The 22715-nt window shown below is 69.9% G+C and carries 22 protein-coding genes and 4 tRNA genes; 23 read left to right on the forward strand and 3 right to left on the reverse strand.

The genetic code is table 11. The annotated features are described in order from the left end of the window. Nucleotides 1-86: 86 nt before the first annotated feature. Both zapE and SOM11_RS03005 read left to right on the forward strand, forming a co-directional pair. The gene (gene zapE / locus SOM11_RS03000; protein ID WP_320477163.1) at nt 87-1103 is read left to right on the forward strand and encodes a cell division protein ZapE; all 1017 of its coding nucleotides are present in this window, start codon (nt 87-89) and stop codon (nt 1101-1103) included. A gap of 278 nt (nt 1104-1381) precedes the next feature. After that, on the forward strand, nt 1382-2665 hold the full coding sequence (locus SOM11_RS03005) for an ammonium transporter (protein WP_192060285.1): 1284 nt from the start codon (nt 1382-1384) through the stop codon (nt 2663-2665). 180 nt (nt 2666-2845) lie between these two features. On the opposite strand, the gene SOM11_RS03010 is transcribed toward SOM11_RS03005, so the two are convergent. Beyond that, nucleotides 2846-2921: transfer RNA gene (locus SOM11_RS03010), tRNA-Val, on the reverse strand. 174 nt (nt 2922-3095) lie between these two features. On the opposite strand from SOM11_RS03010, the gene SOM11_RS03015 reads away from it, so the two are divergent. The 3 genes from SOM11_RS03015 (at nt 3096) to SOM11_RS03025 (ending at nt 3441) form a co-directional block, all read left to right on the forward strand. Further along, nucleotides 3096-3167 (forward strand) — tRNA-Gly (locus SOM11_RS03015). A gap of 66 nt (nt 3168-3233) precedes the next feature. Then, nucleotides 3234-3307: transfer RNA gene (locus tag SOM11_RS03020), tRNA-Cys, on the forward strand. A 62-nt stretch (nt 3308-3369) separates the two neighbouring features. Next, nucleotides 3370-3441 (forward strand) — tRNA-Val (locus SOM11_RS03025). Between the two features lie 208 nt (nt 3442-3649). On the opposite strand, the gene coaBC is transcribed toward SOM11_RS03025, so the two are convergent. Then, on the reverse strand, nt 3650-4903 hold the full coding sequence (gene coaBC / locus SOM11_RS03030; protein WP_320477346.1) for a bifunctional phosphopantothenoylcysteine decarboxylase/phosphopantothenate--cysteine ligase CoaBC: 1254 nt from the start codon (nt 4901-4903) through the stop codon (nt 3650-3652). 261 nt (nt 4904-5164) lie between these two features. On the opposite strand from coaBC, the gene SOM11_RS03035 reads away from it, so the two are divergent. The 4 genes from SOM11_RS03035 to SOM11_RS03050 all read left to right on the forward strand — a co-directional run bounded on the left by SOM11_RS03035 (nt 5165) and on the right by SOM11_RS03050 (nt 8402). Next, entirely contained in the window at nt 5165-5923 is a 759-nt protein-coding gene (locus tag SOM11_RS03035; RefSeq protein WP_320477164.1) for an NRDE family protein, read from the forward strand. A 160-nt stretch (nt 5924-6083) separates the two neighbouring features. Beyond that, the gene (locus tag SOM11_RS03040) at nt 6084-6944 is read left to right on the forward strand and encodes a transporter substrate-binding domain-containing protein (RefSeq protein WP_414655441.1); all 861 of its coding nucleotides are present in this window, start codon (nt 6084-6086) and stop codon (nt 6942-6944) included. Between the two features lie 2 nt (nt 6945-6946). Then, nucleotides 6947-7612: an amino acid ABC transporter permease gene (locus SOM11_RS03045; RefSeq protein WP_243213352.1), complete on the forward strand. Its 666-nt coding sequence runs from the start codon at nt 6947-6949 to the stop codon at nt 7610-7612. Then, a complete protein-coding gene (locus tag SOM11_RS03050; protein ID WP_414655442.1) occupies nt 7572-8402 on the forward strand; it encodes an amino acid ABC transporter ATP-binding protein in 831 nt (276 codons plus the stop codon). Before SOM11_RS03045 ends, SOM11_RS03050 begins: the two co-directional genes overlap by 41 nt. Nucleotides 8403-8482: 80 nt before the next feature. On the opposite strand, the gene SOM11_RS03055 is transcribed toward SOM11_RS03050, so the two are convergent. Further along, complete coding sequence (locus tag SOM11_RS03055) at nt 8483-9703, reverse strand: cobalamin-independent methionine synthase II family protein (RefSeq protein WP_320477166.1); 1221 nt, start codon at nt 9701-9703, stop codon at nt 8483-8485. A 272-nt stretch (nt 9704-9975) separates the two neighbouring features. Here SOM11_RS03055 and SOM11_RS03060 point away from each other — a divergent pair, with 272 nt between their 5' ends. From SOM11_RS03060 to SOM11_RS03125, 14 genes are all read left to right on the forward strand, one after another. Then, complete coding sequence (locus SOM11_RS03060; RefSeq protein ID WP_320477348.1) at nt 9976-11241, forward strand: SufS family cysteine desulfurase; 1266 nt, start codon at nt 9976-9978, stop codon at nt 11239-11241. After that, entirely contained in the window at nt 11238-11744 is a 507-nt protein-coding gene (sufU, locus tag SOM11_RS03065) for a Fe-S cluster assembly sulfur transfer protein SufU (protein WP_320477167.1), read from the forward strand. Before SOM11_RS03060 ends, sufU begins: the two co-directional genes overlap by 4 nt. A 95-nt stretch (nt 11745-11839) precedes the next feature. Further along, nucleotides 11840-13804 carry a threonine--tRNA ligase gene (thrS, locus tag SOM11_RS03070; protein WP_414655445.1) on the forward strand — a complete coding sequence of 655 codons (1965 nt, stop codon included), beginning with the start codon at nt 11840-11842 and terminating at the stop codon, nt 13802-13804. Between the two features lie 2 nt (nt 13805-13806). After that, nucleotides 13807-14388 carry an HIT domain-containing protein gene (locus tag SOM11_RS03075; RefSeq protein ID WP_320477168.1) on the forward strand — a complete coding sequence of 194 codons (582 nt, stop codon included), beginning with the start codon at nt 13807-13809 and terminating at the stop codon, nt 14386-14388. A 23-nt stretch (nt 14389-14411) separates the two neighbouring features. Continuing rightward, nucleotides 14412-15326: a pyridoxal 5'-phosphate synthase lyase subunit PdxS gene (gene pdxS / locus SOM11_RS03080; RefSeq protein WP_192060292.1), complete on the forward strand. Its 915-nt coding sequence runs from the start codon at nt 14412-14414 to the stop codon at nt 15324-15326. Then, the gene (pdxT, locus tag SOM11_RS03085) at nt 15316-15942 is read left to right on the forward strand and encodes a pyridoxal 5'-phosphate synthase glutaminase subunit PdxT (protein WP_320478938.1); all 627 of its coding nucleotides are present in this window, start codon (nt 15316-15318) and stop codon (nt 15940-15942) included. The genes pdxS and pdxT overlap by 11 nt, the downstream gene beginning before the upstream one ends. Nucleotides 15943-15979: 37 nt before the next feature. After that, entirely contained in the window at nt 15980-16744 is a 765-nt protein-coding gene (locus tag SOM11_RS03090; protein WP_192060293.1) for a YebC/PmpR family DNA-binding transcriptional regulator, read from the forward strand. A gap of 9 nt (nt 16745-16753) precedes the next feature. Next, nucleotides 16754-17353: a crossover junction endodeoxyribonuclease RuvC gene (gene ruvC / locus SOM11_RS03095; RefSeq protein WP_192060294.1), complete on the forward strand. Its 600-nt coding sequence runs from the start codon at nt 16754-16756 to the stop codon at nt 17351-17353. Further along, entirely contained in the window at nt 17350-17964 is a 615-nt protein-coding gene (gene ruvA / locus SOM11_RS03100; RefSeq protein WP_192060295.1) for a Holliday junction branch migration protein RuvA, read from the forward strand. Before ruvC ends, ruvA begins: the two co-directional genes overlap by 4 nt. Further along, on the forward strand, nt 17961-18986 hold the full coding sequence (gene ruvB / locus SOM11_RS03105; RefSeq protein WP_192060296.1) for a Holliday junction branch migration DNA helicase RuvB: 1026 nt from the start codon (nt 17961-17963) through the stop codon (nt 18984-18986). Before ruvA ends, ruvB begins: the two co-directional genes overlap by 4 nt. Nucleotides 18987-19065: 79 nt before the next feature. Then, entirely contained in the window at nt 19066-19494 is a 429-nt protein-coding gene (gene yajC / locus SOM11_RS03110; protein WP_243213359.1) for a preprotein translocase subunit YajC, read from the forward strand. Nucleotides 19495-19584: 90 nt separating this feature from the next. Continuing rightward, on the forward strand, nt 19585-21360 hold the full coding sequence (gene secD, locus SOM11_RS03115) for a protein translocase subunit SecD (protein WP_243213361.1): 1776 nt from the start codon (nt 19585-19587) through the stop codon (nt 21358-21360). Then, nucleotides 21360-22355, forward strand: coding sequence for a protein translocase subunit SecF (gene secF / locus SOM11_RS03120; RefSeq protein ID WP_320477169.1), 996 nt, complete (start codon nt 21360-21362; stop codon nt 22353-22355). Before secD ends, secF begins: the two co-directional genes overlap by 1 nt. Continuing rightward, nucleotides 22352-22699, forward strand: coding sequence for a rhodanese-like domain-containing protein (locus tag SOM11_RS03125; RefSeq protein ID WP_192060300.1), 348 nt, complete (start codon nt 22352-22354; stop codon nt 22697-22699). Before secF ends, SOM11_RS03125 begins: the two co-directional genes overlap by 4 nt. Nucleotides 22700-22715: the final 16 nt, after the last annotated feature.

Here is a 22715-nt window from a genome sequence, read left to right on the forward strand (position 1 = left end):
GGGACTCCAGAGACTCTTCCACACATCGCTCGGCGGACGCCGGGCGTCACCGCGCTCCGTGCCCGATCGACCGTGAGGCCGCCCCGATGTCACCCGATCCCACCGCCAGCGTCGTCTCGCTGGTCGACCGCACCCCCTCGATCACGGGTGCCGAGATCGTCACCGCGCTCGTGCCTCCTCGGCAGTTCGTCGACGCGTCGCTCGAGAACTACCGCCCCGACGACGCCTTCCCCTCGCAGCACGAGGCCGTCGAGGCCGTGCGCTCGTTCGACGCGGCACCCGCGGGCGGCGCCCGACGAGGCCTGTTCAGGAGGCGCGCCGAGACTCCGGCCGTGCTGCCCGGCCTCTATCTCGACGGCGGGTTCGGCGTCGGCAAGACGCATCTGCTCGCCGCGCTCTTCAACCGCAGCGGCGGACGCCGCTACTTCGGCACGTTCATCGAGTACACGGCGCTGGTCGGGGCGGTCGGCTACGCCGGTGCGGCTGCCCAGCTGAAGGGCGCGTCGCTCGTCTGCATCGACGAGTTCGAGCTCGACGACCCGGGCGACACGATGATGATGACGCGACTGCTCGGCGATCTCGCCGACGACGGCACCCGGATCGCCGCGACCTCGAACACGCCGCCGAACGCCCTGGGCGAGGGGCGCTTCGCCGCCGCGGACTTCCTGCGCGAGATCCAGGGGCTCTCCGACCGGTTCCGCACGCTGCGGATCGACGGCGACGACTACCGGCGCCGCGAGGTCGAGGCGTCCGCCTCCGTGACCGACGACGTCGACGCCGCGCTCGCCACCGTGACCGGGCCGGTCTCCGTCGACGACTTCGGCGCGGTCGTGGCCCACCTGTCGACGGTCCACCCGAGCCGGTACGTCAAGCTCGTCGCCGGGCTCGAGGCCGTCGGGCTCCGCGACGTCTCGCCGCTCACGAGTCAGACCGACGCTCTGCGCTTCGTCGCCTTCGTCGACCGGCTGTACGACGGTCAGGTGCGCGTGGTCGCCTCCGGCACCCCCCTCGACTCGGTCTTCGGCGAGGAGATGCTGGCCGGCGGGTACCGCAAGAAGTACCTGCGGGCCGTCTCGCGGCTGGTGGCGCTGACGTCCCTCTGACGTCGGCCCGACGCCCTTCCAGAGCCGCCCCGACGTTCTTCCGACATCGCTCCGATGACCTCCACAGGCCGTCGGCGGTCGTTGCGGGCCGGTGTGAAACACGTTGTTTACACGCGCCCGAATCGCGTTACATTCCCGAAACATCGGTGCACACGCAACGAAACCTCACCCCACGACACTGAGAGCCGCACCCCGGTCCCGCCCCCGCAGCCCGTGAACCCTCACGGTCGGGCGGCCGACCGTTGCCCCTGGCTCCCGAATCGAGAGGTGACTCACAGATGGATCAAGGCAATACCGCCTTCATGCTGATCACAGCAGCACTAGTGCTGCTCATGACCCCCGGCCTGGCGTTCTTCTACGGCGGCCTGGTCAAGGCCAAGAGCGTCATCAGCATGATGATGCTGAGCTTCGGGGCCATGGGCCTCATCGCCGTCCTCTGGGTCCTGTTCGGCTACTCGATCGCCTTCTCGAACGGACCCGAGGGGCCCGCCGGCACCGACACCTACATCGGCTGGGACGGCGTCTTCGGCTTCGACCCCTCGATGTTCAGCCTGAACTCGCTGTTCGTCGACAGCCTGGACCCGGCCGGCGCCTACCCGACCATCGCGTTCGCGGCGTTCCAGGCGACCTTCGCGATCATCACGGTCGCCCTCATCTCGGGTGCCATCGCCGACCGCGCCAAGTTCGGCGCCTGGATGATCTTCGCCGGGGTCTGGGTGACCATCGTCTACTTCCCGGTCGCCAGCTGGGTCTTCAACTTCACGCTCGGTGAGGACGGCTCGGTGGTCGACGGCGGCTGGATCGCCAGCATGGGAGTGATCGACTTCGCGGGCGGCACGGCGGTCCACATCAACGCCGGAGCCGCGGCCCTCGCGCTGGCCCTCGTGCTCGGCAAGCGGGTCGGATTCGCCAAGGGCGCCGACAAGCCGCACAACCCGCCCTTCGTGCTGCTGGGCGCCGGTCTGCTCTGGTTCGGCTGGTTCGGCTTCAACGCCGGCTCCGAGCTCGCGGCCGACGGCGTCGCCGCCCTCGCCTTCCTGAACACGATCGCCGCGCCGGCGGCAGCCATCCTCGGCTGGCTCGTCGTCGAGAAGATCAAGGACGGCAAGGCGACCTCCATCGGCGCCGCCTCGGGTGCCGTAGCCGGTCTCGTCGCGATCACCCCCGCCTGCGCCGCGCTCACGCCGTTCTGGGCCATGGTGCTCGGCGTCGTCGCCGGTGCGGTCTGCGCCCTCGCGATCGACCTCAAGTTCAAGCTCGGCTTCGACGACTCGCTCGACGTCGTCGGCATCCACCTCGTCGGCGGTCTGATCGGAACCCTCTACCTCGGCTTCTTCGCCAACGGCAGCGGTCTGATCTTCTCGGGTTCGCTCGACCAGCTGGGCATCCAGGCCGTCTCGGCCCTGGCCGTCATGGTCTACTCGTTCGTTCTCGCCTACCTGATCGGCTTCGTCATCGAGAAGACCATCGGGTTCCGCGTCAAGAACGAGGACGAGGTGGCCGGCATCGACCTCGCCATCCACGGCGAAGAGGGCTACGTCCTCGAGAACTCGCGCCAGTAGGCGCACCCCACCAGCACCACACGCACCACGAGGACGGCCCCGGTCAGACGACCGGGGCCGTTCCGCGTCCCCCAGCTCGCTCGTCTGTGCGGACACGCCCGTGCACCGCACTCGAGCCGGGTCGAAGCGACCGGAACGAGAACAGGGCCCCGCATCTGCGGGGCCCTGCACTCGTCTGCCTGGTGGGCGATACCGGACTCGAACCGATGACCTCTTCCGTGTGAAGGAAGCGCGCTACCAACTGCGCCAATCGCCCCTACGGGACTCGTCGATGCTAGTGCATACGGGTGCCGGAGCGCCATTCGACACGGCCCCGAAGGAGGCGCGGTGCGGCCGGATGGGCCCCAGCAAGACACGAGGGTGACTCGATTTGGTATCTGGTCCGGGGTGTGGGTATTGTTCTTTTGCACGCAGAAATGCAAAGCGAAATGCGGATGTGGCGCAGTGGTAGCGCATCACCTTGCCAAGGTGAGGGTCGCGAGTTCGAATCTCGTCATCCGCTCGAGTGTCAAGCTCACCAGAGGGTGGTCCACCGACTGGTGGCCTCCTTCTGGGGGGCTGCTCGTATGGTGGAGTGGCCGAGAGGCGAGGCACCGGCCTGCAAAGCCGTTCACGCGGGTTCAAATCCCGTCTCCACCTCCAATCGATGCAGACCCAGGTCTACACTCGATGCAGTAATTCGCAACAGATGTGAACACAGTTTTGAGCGATTGGCGCAGCGGTAGCGCGCTTCCCTGACACGGAAGAGGTCGCTGGTTCGATCCCAGTATCGCTCACACACCGAAAGCCCCGGCATCCGCCGGGGCTTTCGTCATGTCCGGGTGTGGTCGGCCCGTCGGGCTGTCCGCGCGGCGGCCCATCGGGCTGTCCCTGCGCAGGCCGCCCATGCGGGCGTGTCCGGTCGAAGCGGGCGGCTCGCGACGACCGTCTCGGCCGCACTCGCCCGGACTCGGCGCCGATCTCCCCACGCCTCGCCGTCACGCACTACCCGACCAGGCGCTCCGCCACCGCGTCGAGCAGGGCGTCGGCGACCTCCCGCTTCGACCCGCGGGCCTCGGCGACCTCCGCACCCTCACGGTCGATGACGATCACCGAGGTGTCGTCGGCGCCGAAGCCGGTCGTCCATCCCACCGAGTTCAGCACGAGCAGGTCGGCGCCCTTCCGCAGCTGCTTCGTCCGACCCAGCGCCACGAGCTCGTCGCGGTCCTCCGTCGTCTCGGCGGCGAACCCCACCACGACCTGACCGTCGCGGCGAGCGGCGACGAGACCCGCGAGCACGTCGGGGTTCCGGACGAGTCGCACGGTCATCTCGTCGCCGGTGTCGTCCTTCTTGATCTTGCCGGGGGCGACCTCGGCCGGCCGGTAGTCGGCCACCGCGGCGGTCATCACGACGACGTCGTGCGCGGCCGCCTCGGCGCCCATGGCGGTCTCCAGCTCGAGCGCGGACGAGACCGGGACGACGCGGATCGTCGGTGCTGCGGCCAGCGACTGCAGCACGGCCCCGTCCAACTCGGCAGCGACGACGGTCACGTCGGCGCCTCGTCGAGCCGCGGCGAGGGCGATGGCCGCACCCTGCTTGCCTGTCGAGCGGTTTCCGATGAACCGCACCGGGTCGAGGGGTTCGCGGGTGCCGCCTGCCGATACGACCAGGCGGACGCCGGCGAGGTCGGCGACCCGCGCCTCCTCGGCTCCCGCCGGATCAGTCGAGGAGGCGTGGGTCGCCACCGCGAGGGCCGCCGCGACGATCTCGTCCGGCTCGCTCAGTCGACCCGGCCCCGAATCGCCGCCGGTGAGCGGTCCGTCGGCGGGTCCGACCACCGTCACCCCGCGTGCGCGCAGCAGCTCGACGTTGGCGACGGTCGCCGCGTTGCGCCACATCTCGGTGTGCATCGCGGGGGCGACGACGAGCGGCGCGGTGCTGGCGAGGATCGTCGTGCCGAGCAGGTCGTCCGAGAGGCCGTGAGCGATCTTGGCGAGGGTGTGAGCCGTGGCGGGGGCGACGACGATCAGGTCGGCCTGCTGCCCGAGCGCGACGTGCCGCACCTGCGCCACGTCGTCGAAGACCGAGGTGTGCACGGGGTTGCGGCTGATCGCCTCGAGGGTCGGTGCGCCGACGAATCGCAGGGCCGCCTCGGTCGGCACGACGTGCACGTCGTGACCCTGCAGCACGAGCCCGCGGACGACGCCGACGGCCTTGTACGCCGCGATCCCGCCGGAGATGCCGACCACGACGTTCAGCCGCCGCGACGATCCGGTCGAGTCGGTCGCGACGGTCGCGACGGTCGCGACGGTCGAGTCGGTCGGGTCGGCGGGGGAGTGCGGGGAGGAGTCGTGCGTCACGGGAGTGCCCTGTCGATCGGTGGCGGACGGTCGGCCGACCCGGGGCCCCGGTCGGTAGCGTTGCACTCCCACGATGCCGCATCTCGTGGCCGCCCGTCTGATCGTCGTGCGCGTCGCCGCACGGCGACCCCACGCGAGACACCCACCCGGAGGACCCTCATGTGCACCGTCGTCGTCTCGATCGCACCCGACTCCGACTGGCCCGTGGTGTTCTTCGGGCTGCGCGACGAATCCCCCGACCGCCCGTGGGACGAGCCCGGCGCCTGGTGGCCCGAGCACGGCGACCGGGTCACGGGCGTGCACGACCGTGAGGCCGGGGGCGCCTGGCTGGCCGTCGCCACGCGGCCGAGCCGGGCGAGCGTCGTGCTGAACCGCCACGAGGAGCCGCCCGCGCCCGAGGGCGGCTGGGCCACGCGGGGTTCCCTCCCTCTGCGGGCCGCGGCCGACGGCGCCCTGCCCGTCGGACCGCAACGGACTCGGACCTTCAACCTGCTGACCGCGGACCGAGGAGGCGCGACCCACTCCATCTGGGACGGCACGGCCACCCGGTCCACCCGTCTCGACCCCGGCGTCCACATGCTGACCCACGCCGCACCCGACGATCGGAGCGTGCCCCGCGTCGATCGCTGGCTGCCCCGGTTCCGCGACGTCGCGCCTCTTTCAGGGCCTCTCGCATCGGCCGCCGCTGCCGACGCCGGCGGCGAGGGCGACTGGGCTCCGTGGCTCGATCTGATCCGCGAGAGCAGCGCCCTCGCGGCGGACGACGACGACGCGCTCATCCGCTCCGACCTGGTCGACGGGAAGCTCTTCTCGTCCCTGTCGCTGAGTGCCGTCGCGGTCTCGGCGACGAGCGTCGCCCACCGGCACATCCGGCTCGACGGCGCCCCGTCGGTGACCGAGGCGCTGGCCCGCCGCTGACCCCCCCCCCGAGCTCACCACCGGGCCCACCACCGGTCCCGCCCGGAGAGTCCGATCGCAGCCGTCCCGAGGTCATGCGAGGACATCGGGAATCCCACCGCCGCCGTCGGCGTTAGGGTCGGGTGGCTCGTCCGACCCCGAGTCTCCGCAAAGGAACCCCGTGAAGATCACCGCCCCCCGCTCCGTCCGTCGCCTCTCCGTCGCCGGCGTCGTCGCCGCTGCAGCCCTCGCGCTGACGGCCTGCGCCCCCGCCTCGACCGACGGCGTCGTCACGCAGACCGGCGATGCGACCGCCGACACGAGCGCGGCGAAGAGCCTCGACGACATCCAGGAGTCCGGCGAGCTCGTCATCGGCACCGAGGGCACGTACCAGCCCTTCACCTACCACGAGGGCGGCTCCGGGGCGCTCACGGGCTACGACGTCGACGTCGCCACGGCCGTCGCCGAGAAGCTCGACCTGACTCCGAAGTTCGAGGAGACCCAGTTCGACGCCCTGCTGGCCGGGCTCGACGCGGGGCGGTTCGACATCGTCGCCAACCAGATCTCGATCACCGACGAGCGTGAGGCCGGCTTCGACTTCTCGACGCCGTACACGGTGAGTCGCGGTGCGGTCATCACGGCCGCCGACAACACCGACATCACCTCGCTGGCCGACCTCGAGGGCAAGACCACCGCGCAGTCGCAGTCGAGCAACTTCTACACGACGGCCAAGGACGCCGGCGCCGACGTGCAGGTCGTCGAAGGCTGGGCCCAGTCGGTCGCCCTGCTCGAGCAGGGCCGCATCGACGCGACGGTGAACGACGAGCTGACGTTCCTCGACTACGTCAAGACGAACCCCGACAAGGCGGCCGCGATCAAGATCGCGGCGACGACCGACGACGTCTCGAACTCGGCGCTGGTCACCACCAAGGGCAGTGACGACCTCGTCGCGGCCATCGACGACGCCCTCGCCGAGCTGAAGGCCGACGGCACTCTCGCGGAGATCTCCGACCAGTACTTCGGCCAGGACGTCAGCGAGTAGTCGTGCAGTCCACCCTCGACCTCTTCGCGCGGTCGCTCTGGCCGATCGTGTCGGGAGCGCTCGTGGCGTCGATCCCGCTGGCGCTGATCTCGATGGCCCTGGGCCTCGTGATCGCCATCGTGATCGCGCTGATGCGACTGTCGGGGCGGATCTGGCTGGCCGGCATCGCCCGGTTCTACACCTCGGTCATCCGCGGAACCCCGCTGCTGGTCCAGCTGTTCGTCGTCTTCTACGGTCTGCCGTCGCTCGGCATCCGACTCGACCCGTGGCCCAGCGCCATCATCGCGTTCTCGTTGAACGTGGGCGGGTACGCCGCAGAGGTCATCCGCGCGGCCATCCTCTCGGTGCCGAAGGGCCAATGGGAGGCCGCGCACACGATCGGCATGTCGCGGGGGCTGGCGCTCCGGCGGATCATCCTGCCGCAGGCGGCCCGGGTGTCGGTGCCGCCGCTGTCGAACACGTTCATCAGCCTCGTCAAGGACACCTCGCTCGCGAGCGTCATCCTCGTCGTCGAGCTGTTCCGTCAGGCGCAGCAGATCGCTTCGGTCTCGAACGAGTTCCTCCTGATCTACCTCGAGGCAGCCCTGGTCTACTGGGTCATCTGCCTCATCCTGTCGTTCGGACAGGATGCCCTCGAGAAGAGATTGGACCGCCACGTTGCCCGCTGACGTCACCCCGCCTCCGGCATCGGGCGCCGATGCCACCGTCCTGACCGTCCGTGGTCTGCGCAAGAGCTTCGGCGAGAACGAGGTCCTCCGCGGCATCGATCTCGACGTCCGTCGTGGTCGGGTCGTCGCCATCATCGGGCCCTCCGGCTCGGGCAAGACGACCGTCCTGCGGTCGCTGAACAGCCTCGAGGTCCCCGACGCCGGCACGGTGACCCTCTCCGACGGCCGATCGATCGACTTCGGCTCCAAGGTCGGCAAGCGAGACCTCACGGCCCTCCGCGACCGCTCGTCGATGGTCTTCCAGCACTTCAACCTGTTCCCGCACCTGACCGTGCTGCAGAACGTCGTCGAGGGCCCGGTGCGCGTGCAGAAGCGCGACCCGGGGGAGGCGCGGGCCGAGGCCGGAACGCTGCTCGCCCGGGTGGGCCTCGCCGAGAAGGCCGACGCCTACCCCGCCGAGCTGTCCGGCGGGCAGCAGCAGCGCGTGGGCATCGTCCGCGCCCTGGCGCTGCGCCCCGAGCTGCTGCTCTTCGACGAGCCCACCTCGGCGCTCGACCCCGAGCTGGTCGGCGACGTCCTGACGGTCGTCAAGGAGCTGGCCGACGACGGCTGGACGATGATCGTCGTCACCCACGAGCTCGAGTTCGCCCGGCGCGTCGCCGACGAGCTCGTCTTCATGGACGCCGGCGTGGTCGTCGAGCGCGGACGCCCGGCAGACGTGCTGAGCCGCCCGCGCGAGGCCCGCACGCAGCAGTTCCTCCGGCGCGTGCTCAAGCCGCTCGACGACTGAGGCGACCGCCCGGTTACGACGACCCGCGCCTCCTCGGCCCTGTGACCGCAGGAGGCGCGGGTCGTTCCGGTCGAGCGGCCTCAGCCGAAGAGGCGGTGCGACGCGATGCGGGCGCCCTCCCCGAGCGACGCGAGCTTCGCGACGGCGATCTGAGGGTGGATGCGTCCGCCGAGACCGCAGTCCGTCGAGGCGACGACCCGGTCGGGGCCGACCGTCGACGCGAACGCCTCGATGCGGTCGGCGACGAGCTCGGGATGCTCGACGACGTTGGTCGCGTGACTCACGACCCCGGGGGCGATCGTCTTGCCGGCGGGCAGCTCGACGTCGCGCCAGATCTTCCACTCGTGCTCGTGGCGCACGTTCGCGGCCTCGAACGAGTACGAGCCCGCGTCGATCTCGAGCATGAGGTCGACGATGTGCCGGAACTCGATGTCCGTGGTGTGCGGGCCGTGCCAGGAGCCCCAGCAGAGGTGGAATCGAACCAGCTCTGGCGGGATGCCGCGGAGGGCGTGATTCAGCGCCTCGACCCGGATGCGGGTGAACGCCCGGTAGTCGTCGATGCTCGGCTCTGGGTTGATCTGGTCCCAGTTCTCCGCGATCGAGGGGTCGTCGATCTGCACGACGAGGCCCGCGCCGGTGATGGCGAGGTACTCCTCCCGCAGCACCTCGGCCCAGGCCCAGATGTGCTCCTCCTCGGTGGCGTAGAAGTCGTTCGCGATGCGTGCTCCGCTGCCCGGCGAGAGCGAGGTGATGAAGGCCGACGTGGCGTCGCCGGCCGCGACGCCGGTCGTGAGATTGGCGATGTCGGAGGCGATGGCGCTCTGCCCGACGTAGGTCAGCGGCCCGGTCGTGCTGGGGAAGGGCGTCGCCCCCGAGCCCGTGCCGATGCCCGACGTCGGGTCGGTGTACGCGTCGTGGAACCTCTGCCAGTCGCGTCGGTCGGGGAACGAGGTCAGGCGCACATCGCCGGGGCCCGAGCGCACCGGCTGCTGGCTGAAGATGTCCGAGCCGGTCAGCGACAGCCCGCCGACCCGCTGGAACGAGTACGACCACCAGGCGCCGTAGTCGACGGCGCTCGTCATGGCCTTGCCGTACTCGCCGTCCCCGACGATCGTGATGCCGAGGTCCTCCTGCCGGCGGACGAGGTCGGCGACGGCCGCGGTCAGCAGTTCGTCGAACTCGGGGGTCCGTTCGAGCGTGAAGCCGTCGGGCCCGAGGGCACGGGCGTCGTTGGCGGCGATGAGTTCGGGGGTGCGCGGCAGACTGCCGGCGTGACTGGTCTCGATGCGGTCAGGGCTCATGCCCTCATGCTGGCCGGGCTGCGGACCCGGCGCCACCCCCTCCGCGGCGCGCGTCACACGGCGTCATGCTCCGGAGTGGTGGGAACACGCGGGGCGGCCGGGCCGTTGGGTCGTCGTACCGTCGGCGACGCTCATTAAGATCGACGGGAAAGGACATCGTGACCCAGACCTCCGCAAGGCCCAGCCCACCCGACTCGACCGGCGCTGCCGACGCGATCAGCGCTGTCGACGCGACCCGCGCCTCCTTCGCTTCGGGGCTCTCCGAGTCCGAGGTGCAGCGTCTCCGTGCCGACTTCCCGCTGCTCGACCAGACGGTGAACGACGAGCCGCTCGCGTACCTCGACTCGGGGGCCACGGCGCAGCGCCCGTCGAGCGTGCTCGACGCGGAGCGGGTGTTCCTCGAGACGATCAACTCGGCTGTGCACCGCGGTGCGCATACGCTGGCCGGTCTCGCGACCGAGGCCTTCGAAGACGCCCGGGCCACCGTCGCCGGGTTCGTCGGCGCCTCCGTCGACGAGATCGTCTGGACGGCGAACGCGACCGACGCCCTGAACCTCGTCGCCTACGGCTTCGCGAACGCGACGCACGGTCGCGGGGGAGCGCCGGCCCGCCGGTTCGCCCTCCGTCCCGGAGACGAGATCGTGCTCACCGAGGCCGAGCACCACGCGAACCTGGTGCCCTGGCAGGAGCTCGCGGCGACGACCGGGGCCGTGCTCCGCTTCGTCCCGGTCGACGACGCCGGCGTCTGGTCGGCGGACGACCTGATCGCCCTGCTCGGCGACCGCACCCGCATCGTGGCGTTCGCGCACGTGTCGAACGTCACCGGGCAGATCGCCGAGGTCGAGCGCCTCGTCGAGGCCGCCCACGCCGTCGACGCCCTCGTCGTGCTCGACGCCTGTCAGTCGGCGCCGCACCGACCGCTCGACCTCCCGGCCCTGGGGGTCGACTTCGCCGCCTTCTCGGGGCACAAGATGCTCGGTCCGACCGGCATCGGCGTCCTCTACGGGCGGGCCGAGCTGCTCGACGCGCTGCCGCCGTTCAAGACGGGCGGATCGATGATCACCACCGTGACGCTCGAGGGCTCCGAGTACCTGCCCTCGCCGCAGCGTTTCGAGGCGGGCACCCAGCCGGTGTCGCAGGCCGTGGCGCTGGCCGAAGCCGTCCGCTACCTCGACGCCGTCGGTCTCGATCGCATCCGCGTGCACGAAGAGACGCTCGCCGAGCGACTCGTCGCGGGTCTCGCCGCCGTCCCCGGCGTCCGCGTCGTCGGACCGCCCGCGGGCGTGGCCCGCTCCGGTCTGGCGTCATTCGTCGTCGACGGGGTGCACGCGCACGACGTCGGGCAGTACCTCGACGCCTCGGGCATCGCGGTCCGCGTGGGGCACCACTGCACGCAGCCGCTGCACCGGCGCCTCGGCGTCGCCGCGACCACCCGCGCGAGCACGTACCTGTTCAGCACCGAGGCCGAGGTGGACCGCCTCCTCGACGGCGTCGCCGGAGTCCGGGCGTACTTCGGGGTCGAGGGGTCCGAGCGATGAGCGCCTCCCTCGACTCCCTCTACCAGCAGGTCATCCTCGATCACGCGAAGCGACGGCACGGCGACGGCGAGCTGCCCGGCGCGCAGGCCGAGCACTTCGAGCGGAACCCCACCTGCGGCGACGAGATCACCGTCCGGCTCTCGGTCGACGAGGCCACCGGGCGCATCGACGGGTTCGCCTGGCAGGGCGCCGGCTGCTCCATCTCGATGGCGTCCGCCTCGGTCCTCAGCGAGCTGGCCCCCGGCCGCACCCTCCCCGAGCTGCGGCTGCTGATCGACGAGTACCGCGCGATGATGCGCTCCCGCGGGGCGGGCGAGCCCGACGACGAGGTGCTCGGCGACGCGGTCGCGTTCCACGGCGTCTCGAAGTTCGTCATGCGCGTCAAATGCGGGATGCTCGCCTGGGTGGCCGCCGAGGCGTGCGCGACCGAGCTCGCGGTCGTCCCGACCGGGAGGGCCGAGGAGGCGCGGGGCACGATCGATCCCGGCTCCGCGCCCGTCTAAACTGGCGTGGTCCCTCCCACGTAAGGAACCTCACGACCGTGACAGATCAGACCGTCCCCGCCGCCCCCGCCTCGACCGACCTGCAGCCCGTCGAGGTGTCCGAGACGACGACGGGGTTCGAGATCTTCACGGACCGGTCGGTGGTGGCGCTGCGGGTCGGCGGCGAGCTGCGCGATCTGGCGACCGAGCTCGACGCGGGCGACGTCGCCGAGCCGGTCCTGATCGGGTCGCCCGACGGTCTCGCCATCCTCCGGCACTCGGCCGCGCACGTCATGGCGCAGGCCGTCCAGGCGATCAACCCCGCGGCCAAGCTCGGCATCGGGCCGCCCGTCACCGACGGCTTCTACTACGACTTCGACGTGGCCGAGCCCTTCACCCCCGACGACCTCAAGGCGATCGAGAAGGGGATGGAGCGCATCATCAAGCAGGGCCAGCGCTTCCGTCGCCGGGTCGTCACCGACGCCGAGGCCCGCGAGCTGCTGGCGGCCGAGCCGTACAAGCTCGAGCTGATCGGCCTCAAGGGCGGGTCGAGCGACGAGATCGGCGACGACGGCGAGTCCGTCGAGGTCGGTGGCGCCGAGCTCACCGTCTACGACAACGTCGACCCCAAGACCGGCGACGTGATCTGGTACGACCTCTGCCGTGGTCCCCACCTGCCGAGCACGCGCCTCCTCGGCAATGCCACGAAGCTGATGCGGGTGGCGGCGGCCTACTGGCGGGGCTCCGAGAAGAACCCGCAGCTGCAGCGCATCTACGGCACCGCCTGGCCCACCAAAGACGAGCTGCGCGCCTACCAGTCGCGACTCGAGGAGGCCGCGAAGCGCGACCACCGCAAGCTCGGCGTCGAGCTCGATCTGTTCTCCTTCCCCGACGAGATCGGCTCCGGTCTCGCGATCTTCCACCCCAAGGGCGGCATCATCCGTCGCGAGATGGAGGACTACTCCCGGCGGCGTCACGAGGCGGCCGGCTACGACTTCGTGTACACGCCGCACATCACCAAGGCGAGCCTGTTCGAGACCTCGGGTCACCTCGGCTGGTACAAGGACGGCATGTTCCCGGCCATGAAGCTCGACGAGGCCCGGAACGACGAGGGCGAGATCACCCGTCAGGGCGCCGACTACTACCTCAAGCCCATGAACTGCCCGATGCACATCCTCGCCTACCGGTCGCAGCCCCGGTCGTACCGCGATCTGCCGCTCCGCCTGTTCGAGTTCGGCACGGTGTACCGCAACGAGAAGTCCGGCGTCATCCACGGGCTGACCAGGGTCCGGGGCATGACCCAGGACGACGCGCACATCTTCACGACCCGCGACAAGATGAAAGACGAGCTGACCGGCACGCTGAACTTCGTGCTCTCGCTGCTCCGCGACTACGGCCTGACCGACTTCTACCTCGAGCTCTCGACCAAAGACCCGGAGAAGTACGTCGGCGACGACGACATCTGGGAGACCGCGACGGCGACCCTCCGCGAGGTCGCGGAGGAGTCCGGTCTCGACCTCGTGCCCGACCCCGGCGGGGCCGCGTTCTACGGGCCCAAGATCTCCGTCCAGGCGCGCGACGCCATCGGGCGCACCTGGCAGATGTCGACCGTCCAGCTCGACTTCAACCTGCCCGAGCGCTTCGACCTCGAGTACGCGGCGGCGGACGGCACGCGCCAGCGCCCGGTCATGATCCACCGCGCCCTCTTCGGCACGATCGAGCGCTTCTTCGGTGTGCTGACCGAGCACTACGCCGGTGCGTTCCCCGTCTGGCTCTCGCCCGAGCAGGTCGTCGCCGTGCCCGTGGCCGACGAGTACGGCGAGTACCTCGACGGCGTGGTCGCGCGTCTCCGAGCCGAGGGCGTCCGCGCCCGGGTCGACCACGGCGACGACCGGTTCCCGAAGAAGATCCGCACGCACACGAAGTCCAAGGTGCCGTACCAGCTGATCGCCGGAGAAGAGGACCGCGCCGCGGGCGCCGTGAGCTTCCGTTACCGCGACGGAACGCAGGAGAACGGCGTCCCGATCGACGACGCGATCGCGAAGATCCTCACGGCGATCCAGACCAAGGCCCAGGTCTGACCGTGTCCGATCCCGCGGCCACCGAGGCCTCGGGCGACTTCGCCGCCGTTCCCGACGCCTTCCAACGTCTGTGGACCCCGCACCGTGCGGTCTACGTCGGGCAGGGGCAGGGCGCGCACGACGACGACTGCCCGTTCTGCGAGGCGCCGTCGAAGTCCGACGACGACGCGCTCATCGTCGCGCGGGGTGAGCACGCGTACGTCGTGCTCAACCTCTTCCCCTACAACCCGGGGCACCTCCTGGTGTGCCCGTATCGCCACGTCGCGACCTACGACCTGGCGACCGTCGACGAGGTGACCGAGATCGCCGCCCTCACGCAGATCGCGATGCGGGTGCTCACCGTCGTATCGCGTGCCCAGGGGTTCAACATCGGGATGAACCAGGGCCAGGTCGGGGGAGCGGGCATCGCCGAGCACCTCCACCAGCACATCGTGCCGCGGTACGGCGGCGACTCGAACTTCTTCCCGATCATCGCCGAGACCAAGGCTGTCACCCGACTTCTGGGCGACGTCCGCGCCGCCGTCGCCGAGGCATGGCCCGCGACCGATCGGGCGTCGGACCCGTCGACGACCCGACAGTCCTGAACAGCCCTAGAATGGAAGGCATCATGAGCGACACGACCCCCGCCTCCACCTCGTCCGCCACAACCGGTTCGGACCGCGTCAAGCGCGGTCTCGCCGAGATGCTCAAGGGCGGCGTCATCATGGACGTCGTCAACGTCGAGCAGGCCAAGATCGCCGAAGACGCGGGGGCCGTCGCCGTCATGGCCCTCGAGCGCGTCCCCGCCGACATCCGCTCGCAGGGCGGCGTGGCGCGGATGAGCGACCCCGACATGATCGACGAGATCGTCGCAGCCGTCTCGATCCCCGTCATGGCCAAGGCCCGCATCGGCCACTTCGTCGAGGCGCAGATCCTGCAGACCCTCGGCGTCGACTACATCGACGAGTCCGAGGTGCTGAGCCCCGCCGACTACGTCAACCACATCGACAAGTGGAACTTCACCGTGCCGTTCGTGTGCGGAGCGACCAATCTCGGCGAGGCGCTCCGCCGCATCACCGAGGGTGCGGCCATGATCCGCTCCAAGGGCGAGGCCGGCACGGGCGACGTCTCCGAGGCCACCAAGCACATCCGCACCATCTCGAAGGAGATCGCGCAGCTGCAGGGCCTCAAGACCGACGAGCTCTACGTCGCCGCGAAAGAGCTCCAGGCCCCCTACGAGCTCGTCAAGGAGATCGCCGAGACGGGCAAGCTGCCGGTCGTTCTCTTCACCGCGGGCGGGGTCGCGACGCCCGCCGACGCCGCGCTGATGATGCAGCTCGGCGCCGACGGCGTCTTCGTGGGCTCCGGCATCTTCAAGTCGGGCAACCCGGCCGAGCGTGCCCGGGCCATCGTCAAGGCGACCACCTTCTTCGACGACCCGCAGGTCGTGGCCGACGCGTCGCGCGGTCTGGGCGAGGCCATGGTCGGCATCAACGTGCCCGACCTGCCGGCGCCCCACCGTCTCGCCGAGCGTGGCTGGTAACAGCACGCAGGTGGGTCGGCGGTCACCTCGCGTCGGTGTCCTGGCGCTCCAGGGCGATTTCCGTGAGCACATCGGCGTCCTGACGTCACTCGGCGCAGAAGCGGTGCCGGTTCGCCGGGCATCCGAGCTGGCATCCGTCGACGGTCTCGTGATTCCCGGGGGCGAGTCGGGCGTGATGGATAAACTGACCCGCCTGTTCGATCTCGCCGGCCCTCTCCGCGCCGCGATCGATGACGGCCTGCCGGTGTACGGCACCTGCGCCGGGCTCATCATGCTCTCCGACCGCATCGTGGACGGCATCGCCGGGCAGAAGAGCCTCGGCGGTCTCGACGTCGCCGTCCGGCGCAACGCGTTCGGAAGTCAGACCGACTCCTTCGAGACCGATGTCGTTGTCCCCGTCATCGGGGCGCCGCCCGTGCACGCCGTCTTCATCCGGGCCCCGGTGGTGACCGAGGTCGGGCCGCTGGCCACGGCGATCGGCGTCCTCGACGACGGCCGTGTCGTCGCCGTCGAGCAGGGCAACCTGCTCGGCACCTCGTTCCACCCCGAGGTGACCGACGACTACCGGTTCCACGCGTACTTCCTCGACAAGGCCCGTGCCCGGGCATCGCGGTAGACTCGTCCCGATTTCCGCCAGCAGTTGAAGGAGCACCGTGTCCGGGCATTCCAAGTGGGCAACGACCAAGCACAAGAAGGCCGTCATCGACAGCCGCCGTGCCAAGTCGTTCGCCAAGCTCATCAAGAACATCGAGGTCGCAGCCAAGCAGGGCGGGGCCGACATGTCGGGCAACCCGACGCTGGTCGACGCCGTTCAGAAGGCGAAGAAGACCTCCGTCCCGAACGACAACATCGACAGGGCGATCAAGCGCGGTGCCGGTCTCAGCGGTGAGAGCGTCGACTACCAGACGATCATGTACGAGGGCTACGGCCCGAACGGCGTCGCCCTCCTGATCGAATGCCTCACCGACAACAAGAACCGCGCGGCGGCGAACGTGCGGACCGTGATGTCCCGCAACGGCGGGACGATGGCCGACCCGGGCAGCGTCGCCTACAACTTCAGCCGCAAGGGCGTCATCGCGGTCATGAAGAACGGCGACCTCACCGAGGACGACGTGCTGACGGCGGTCCTCGACGCCGGCGCCGAAGAGGTCACGGACCGCGGCGAGGGCTTCGAGATCGTCACGGAGGCCTCCGATCTCGTGCCGGCCCGCTCCGCATTGCAAGAGGCCGGCATCGACTACGACTCGGCCGACATCGAGTTCGTCCCCGGTCTCAAGATCGAGGTCGACCTCGAGACGGCACGCAAGGTCTTCCGGCTCATCGACGCCCTCGACGACGACGACGACGTCCAGAACGTCTACGCGAACCACGATGTCCCCGCCGACGTCCAGTCGGCGCTCGACGACGACGACGAGTAGCAGCCCCCGGTGACGCTCCGGGTGCTCGGCATCGACCCGGGGCTCACCCGGTGCGGCGTGGGTGTGATCGAGGTGTCGGCGACCCGGCGGCCTTCCCTGGTGGCGGTGCACGTCATCCGATCGGCTGCCGACTCTCCCCTCGAGCAGCGACTGCTGACCATCGGCCGGGGCATCGAAGCGCTCGTCGACGAGCACCGGCCCGACGCGATGGCGATCGAGCGCGTCTTCGCGCAGAACAACCTGCGCACGGTGATGGGCACCGCTCAGGTCAGCGGCCTGGCTCTCCGGGCTGCCGCCGAGCGCTCGATCCCGGTCGCGCTCCACACCCCTTCCGAGGTGAAGGCTGCGGTGACGGGCTACGGTTCGGCCGACAAGGCCCAGGTGGGGGCGATGGTCGCGCGCCTCCTGGGGTTGACCGAGGCGCCGAAGCCCGCCGATGCAGCCGACGCCCTGGCTCTGGCCATCTGCCATGCCTGGCGTCGCGACGGTTTGGGCGGCGGGGCGGGCGGCACTGCGACCGCGCCCGCCGGCGCCAGCACGCTCACTCCCGCGCAACGGGCGTGGCGGGACGCCGAGAAGACCCTGCGAACTCCTAGGCTGGGCGCATGATCTCGAGTGTCCGCGGCACCGTCCTGTCTGCTTCCGGGGCGTCCGTCGTCGTCGAGGTCGGGGGAGTGGGCCTCCGGGTGGGTGTCACCCCTCAGGTCGCTCTGACCGTCCACCCCGGCGACACGGCGCGCCTCTTCACCACGCTCATCGTCCGAGAAGACGATCTCTCGCTGTTCGGATTCCTCGAGCTGGAAGAGCTCGAGGTGTTCGACCTCCTGCGTGGCGTGACGGGCGTCGGCCCCAAGTCCGCCCAGGGTGTCCTCGCGACCCTCACCCCGAACCAGATCGCGCAGGCCGTCCTCGACGAGGACGACGCCGCGTTCCGTCGGGTCTCCGGCATCGGCCCCAAGACCGCGAAGCTCATCGTGCTCTCGCTGGCAGGCAAGCTCGACGTCGCGCCGTCCGCCCCGAGCGTCACCGCGGCCTCGACCACGGCGTCCGATGTGCTCGTGGCCCTCGTCGGTCTCGGCTGGGCCGAGCGCGAGGCTCAGGCGGCCATCGACGCCGTCGTGACCGAGACCGGTCAGGACTCCGGGCTCGCCGTGCCGCAGCTGCTGCGTGCGGCGCTCGGTCGACTGGGTCCGCAGAAGTCCCCGGCGTCGCGCGCATGAGCGACGACGACGTCACCCGACCGACCATCGAGTCCGAGACGGAGCTCGCCTTCGAGGGGGCCCTCCGCCCGTCGTCTCTCGCCGAGTTCGTCGGCCAGACGAAGGTCAGAGGACAGCTGCAGCTGCTCCTCCGAGCGGCCGAGATGCAGAACCGGTCTCCGGACCACATCCTCCTGGCCGGCCCGCCCGGTCTCGGCAAGACGACGCTCGCGATGATCGTCGCCCACGAGAGCTCCCGACCGCTCCGCATGTCGTCCGGTCCGGCCATCCAGCACGCCGGAGACCTCGCCGCCATCCTGTCGGCGCTCGTCCCGGGCGAGGTGCTCTTCATCGACGAGATCCATCGCATGGCCCGTTCGGCGGAGGAGATGCTCTACCTCGCCATGGAGGATTACCGGATCGACATCATGGTCGGCAAGGGAGCAGGGGCCACGAGCATCCCCCTCGAGCTGTCGCCGTTCACCCTCGTCGGGGCGACCACCCGGAGCGGCATGCTCCCGAATCCCCTCCGCGACCGCTTCGGTTTCACGGCCCATCTCGAGTTCTACGACGAGGCCGAGCTCACCGAGGTGCTGCGCCGGGCCGCGTCGCTGCTCGGCGTCGACGTCGACGCCCGGGCTCTGGCCGAGATCGCCGGCCGCTGCCGAGGCACCCCTCGAATCGCCAACCGCCTCCTCCGACGGGTCCGCGACTACGCGCTCGTGCACGAGCGACCCGCCGACCTCGCGACGGTGCGCGAGGCTCTGGCTCTCTACGACGTCGACGACCTGGGTCTCGACCGACTCGACCGCGAGGTGCTGTCGACGATCCTGAAGCGCTTCGGCGGAGGTCCCGTCGGGCTGAACACCCTCGCGGTCTCCGTCGGCGAGGAGGCCGACACCATCGAGTCGGTGGTCGAGCCGTTCCTCGTCCGGGCGGGTCTCGTCACGCGGACCCCGAGGGGCCGGATCGCGACGCCGGAGGCCTGGCGGCACTTCGGCCTCGCCCGCGACTCAGGGGGCCTCTTCGCCGATGATCTATAATTCCACCAGGTCGGTCGGCGCACAGAGCTAACCGGGTCGCCGACGCCCACACCCCACGAGCTTCGAAAGGCAGTTCCGCATGGACGCCACAACCCTGATCATGGTCCTCCTCCTGGTGGTCCTCGTCTTCTTCATGTTCCGCAACAAGAAGAAGCGGGACAACCAGCAGGCCGACCTCCAGCGCAAGATGGTCCCCGGCGTCGAGGTCATGCTCACGTTCGGGCTCTACGGCACGGTCGTCTCGATCGACGACGAGACCAACGTCGCCGAGGTCGAGGTCGCACCCGGCACGATCGTCAAGGTGCACCGTCAGACCCTGGGCCGCGTCGTCGAGCCCGTCGTCGTCGAGACGAGCAGCGAGACCGACGGCGACGACGCCCTCGACCGCCCCGTGATCGACTCGACCTCCACGGGCTCCCTCGACGAGTCGCCCGCATACGGCGAGCGTGCCGACGAGCCGCGCATCGACACGACCCCGTCGAAAGACTCCGACAAGCCCACTGCCTGATCCGTCCGCCCGGTCGTGTCCTGACGACCGGGCCCGACACGCGCGCGCTCCGACCGGGCGCGCGTTCCCATGAGAAAGCTGAGTTCCTCCGTGGCACGTTCGACGCCGGTGAAGAAAGCCATCCGCTCGCTGACCTGGCTCCTGGTCATCATCGCCGGGTTGACGGCCCTGAACGGCACGGCGACCGTGCTGAACGACTCCGGTCGAGACGGCTGGTGGAACGGCGCGAGCTGGGTCCCCGAGCTGGCGCTCGATCTGCAGGGTGGCACGCAGATCACGCTGGCCGCCCAGCTGCAGAACGGCGAGACGGTGTCGAGTCAGCAGCTCGACCAGGCGGTGACGATCATCCGTCAGCGCATCGACTCCGCGGGCGTCTCCGAGTCGGAGATCACCAAGCAGGGCAGCCAGAACATCGTCGTCTCGATCCCCGGTCGACCCGACAACGCGACTCTCGAGCGCATCGAGGCCTCGGCCAAGCTGTCCTTCCGCCCGGTCCTGTTCACCGGGGCGGCGTCCAGCGCCGAGGTGGGCGGCGAGGCCGACGGCGCGAGCGCCAGTCCGAGCGCCGGCTCGACCACCGCGCCCTACACGCCGAACCCCGACCTCGAGAGCACACCGACGGCGTCGCCGACCAACGGCTCCGACCTCGCGTGGATCACACCCCAGCTCGCAGACGTCTACGAGAACTACAACTGCGCGGCCGACAACGACCTCGCGACGGCGCCCGACGACGAGCCCCTCGTGACCTGCTCGACCGACGGCACGGCCAAGTACATCCTCGGCCCCGTCGAGGTGGCGGGCAGCGACATCAGCGACGCCACGAACGGGCTGGCCACCGACGCGCAGGGCAACTCGACCAACACCTGGGCCGTCAACCTCGAGTTCGACGGTCAGGGCACCGACCAGTTCGCCGACGTCACGTCGCGACTCGTCACCCTCCAGGCCCCGCAGAACCAGTTCGCGGTCACCCTCGACAACCAGGTGATCACGGCTCCGTCCGCCAACGCCGCCATCACCGACGGTCGCGCGCAGATCACCGGCCAGTTCACGCAAGACAGCTCGAAGGCACTCGCAGACCAGCTGAAGTTCGGCGCTCTGCCGCTCAGCTTCTCCGTCCAGAGCAACGAGACGATCACCGCGACGCTGGGGCAGACCCAGCTGGTCAGCGGGCTCATCGCCGGTCTGATCGGCCTCATCCTCGTGGTGATCTACTCGCTGATCCAGTACCGGGCGCTGGCGTTCGTGACCGTGCTGTCGCTGATCATCGCCGCCGTGCTCACCTACCTCGTGATCGCGATCCTGTCGTGGCGCGAGGGGTACCGCCTGTCGCTCGCGGGGGTGACGGGGCTGATCGTCGCCATCGGCATCACCGCGGACTCCTTCATCGTCTACTTCGAGCGGATCCGAGACGAGCTGCGCGACGGGCGGATCCTCGAGAACGCCGTCGAGTCCGGCTGGAAGCGCGCGATCCGCACGATCATCGCCTCCGACACGGTCAACTTCCTCGCGGCCATCACCCTCTTCATCCTCGCCGTCGGCAACGTCAAGGGCTTCGCCCTGACTCTCGGCATCACGACGGTGATCGACCTGATCGTGGTGTCGCTCTTCACGCATCCGATGCTGCAGCTCATCGCCCGCACGCGGTTCTTCGGCGAGGGGCACTCGTTCAGCGGCCTCAACCCGAGAGCGCTGGGTGCCGTCTACCGGGGCAGGGCGCAGTTCCGCGAACCCGTCGTGGCCCGTGGTCGGAAGAAGGCGGGCGGTCGTGAGGCCGTCATCCGCCAGACCATCGCCGAGCGGAAAGCCGCCGAGAAGAACACCCGTCCGGGCGACAACGCGTCCGGCGACGAAGGGACCAACTCCTGATGGCCAGCTTCTCGAAGTTCGGTAACGACCTCTACACCGGCTCGCGATCGTTCGACATCGTCGGTCGACGCAAGACCTGGTACTGGATCGCCGCGCTGATGATCCTCATCTCCGTCACCGTCCCGTTCCTCCGCGGCGGATTCCACTTCGGCATCGAGTTCACCGGCGGCTCCGAGTTCCAGATCGCCCAGCCCGCCGAACTCGATCAGGACATCGCCGCCGAGACGGTCGACGAGGTCGTCCCGAACTCCAACCCCCGGGTGACGCAGGTCGGCACCGACACGATCCGTGTCCAGACCTCCCAGCTCGAGGCGGCCCAGACCAACGACCTCGCCGCGGCGCTGGCGACGGCGTACGACGTCCCCGACGACCGCGTGACCTCGTCGTTCATCGGCGCGTCGTGGGGCGCGGACATCACGGGGCAGGCGATCAAGGGCCTGGTGATCTTCCTGATCCTCGCCGCCATCGGCATGACGCTCTACTTCCGCACCTGGAAGATGTCCCTCGCCGCGATGACCGCCCTGCTGCACGACCTCGTGCTGACCGCGGGCATCTACGGCATCGTCGGCTTCGAGGTCACTCCGGCCGCCGTCATCGGCTTCCTGACCATCCTGGGCTACTCGCTGTACGACACCGTCGTGGTGTTCGACAAGATCCGGGAGAACACCTCCGAAGACGGCGAGGGTTCGCGGCGCACGTTCGGTCAGTCGATCAACCTGGCCGTCAACCAGACGCTCGTCCGGTCGATCAACACCTCGGTCGTGGCCCTTCTCCCGGTCGCGGCGATCCTGTTCATCGGTGCATTCGTCCTCGGTGCCGGCACGCTGCGCGACATCTCGTTGGCCCTGTTCATCGGCATCCTGGTGGGCACGTACTCGACGATCTTCATCGCGTCGCCTCTGTACGCCACCCTGCGGATCCGCGAGCCGGAGATCGCCAAGCGAGACGCCCGCAAGGTCGAAGCCTCCGACGCGACCCTGGTGGAGGCACCGTGAGCCCCGTCGACGACCTCCCCGGGGTCAGTGCCGCCGAGGCCATCGAGCGAGCACGAGCGGGCACGCCCTTGATCGACGTCCGCGAGCAGTCCGAATGGGACGCCGGGCACGCCCCCGAGGCGCGGCTCGTCCCGCTCTCCGAACTCGGCGATCGTCTCGACGACGTACCCGCCGATCAGCAGGTGCTCGTGGTCTGCCACGCGGGCATGCGCTCACTCCGGGCGACGGCGGCACTGCGGCGTGCCGGCATCGACGCGGTCAACGTCGAGGGCGGAATGCTCGCGTGGCGAGATGCCGACGGAGACCTCACCTCCGAGAACGGCGCCCCGGCGTCGGTCGACTGAACCAGAGCGAGTAGCG

Source organism: Frigoribacterium sp. CFBP9029 (genome assembly GCF_034045305.1).
GTDB lineage: Bacteria > Actinomycetota > Actinomycetes > Actinomycetales > Microbacteriaceae > Frigoribacterium.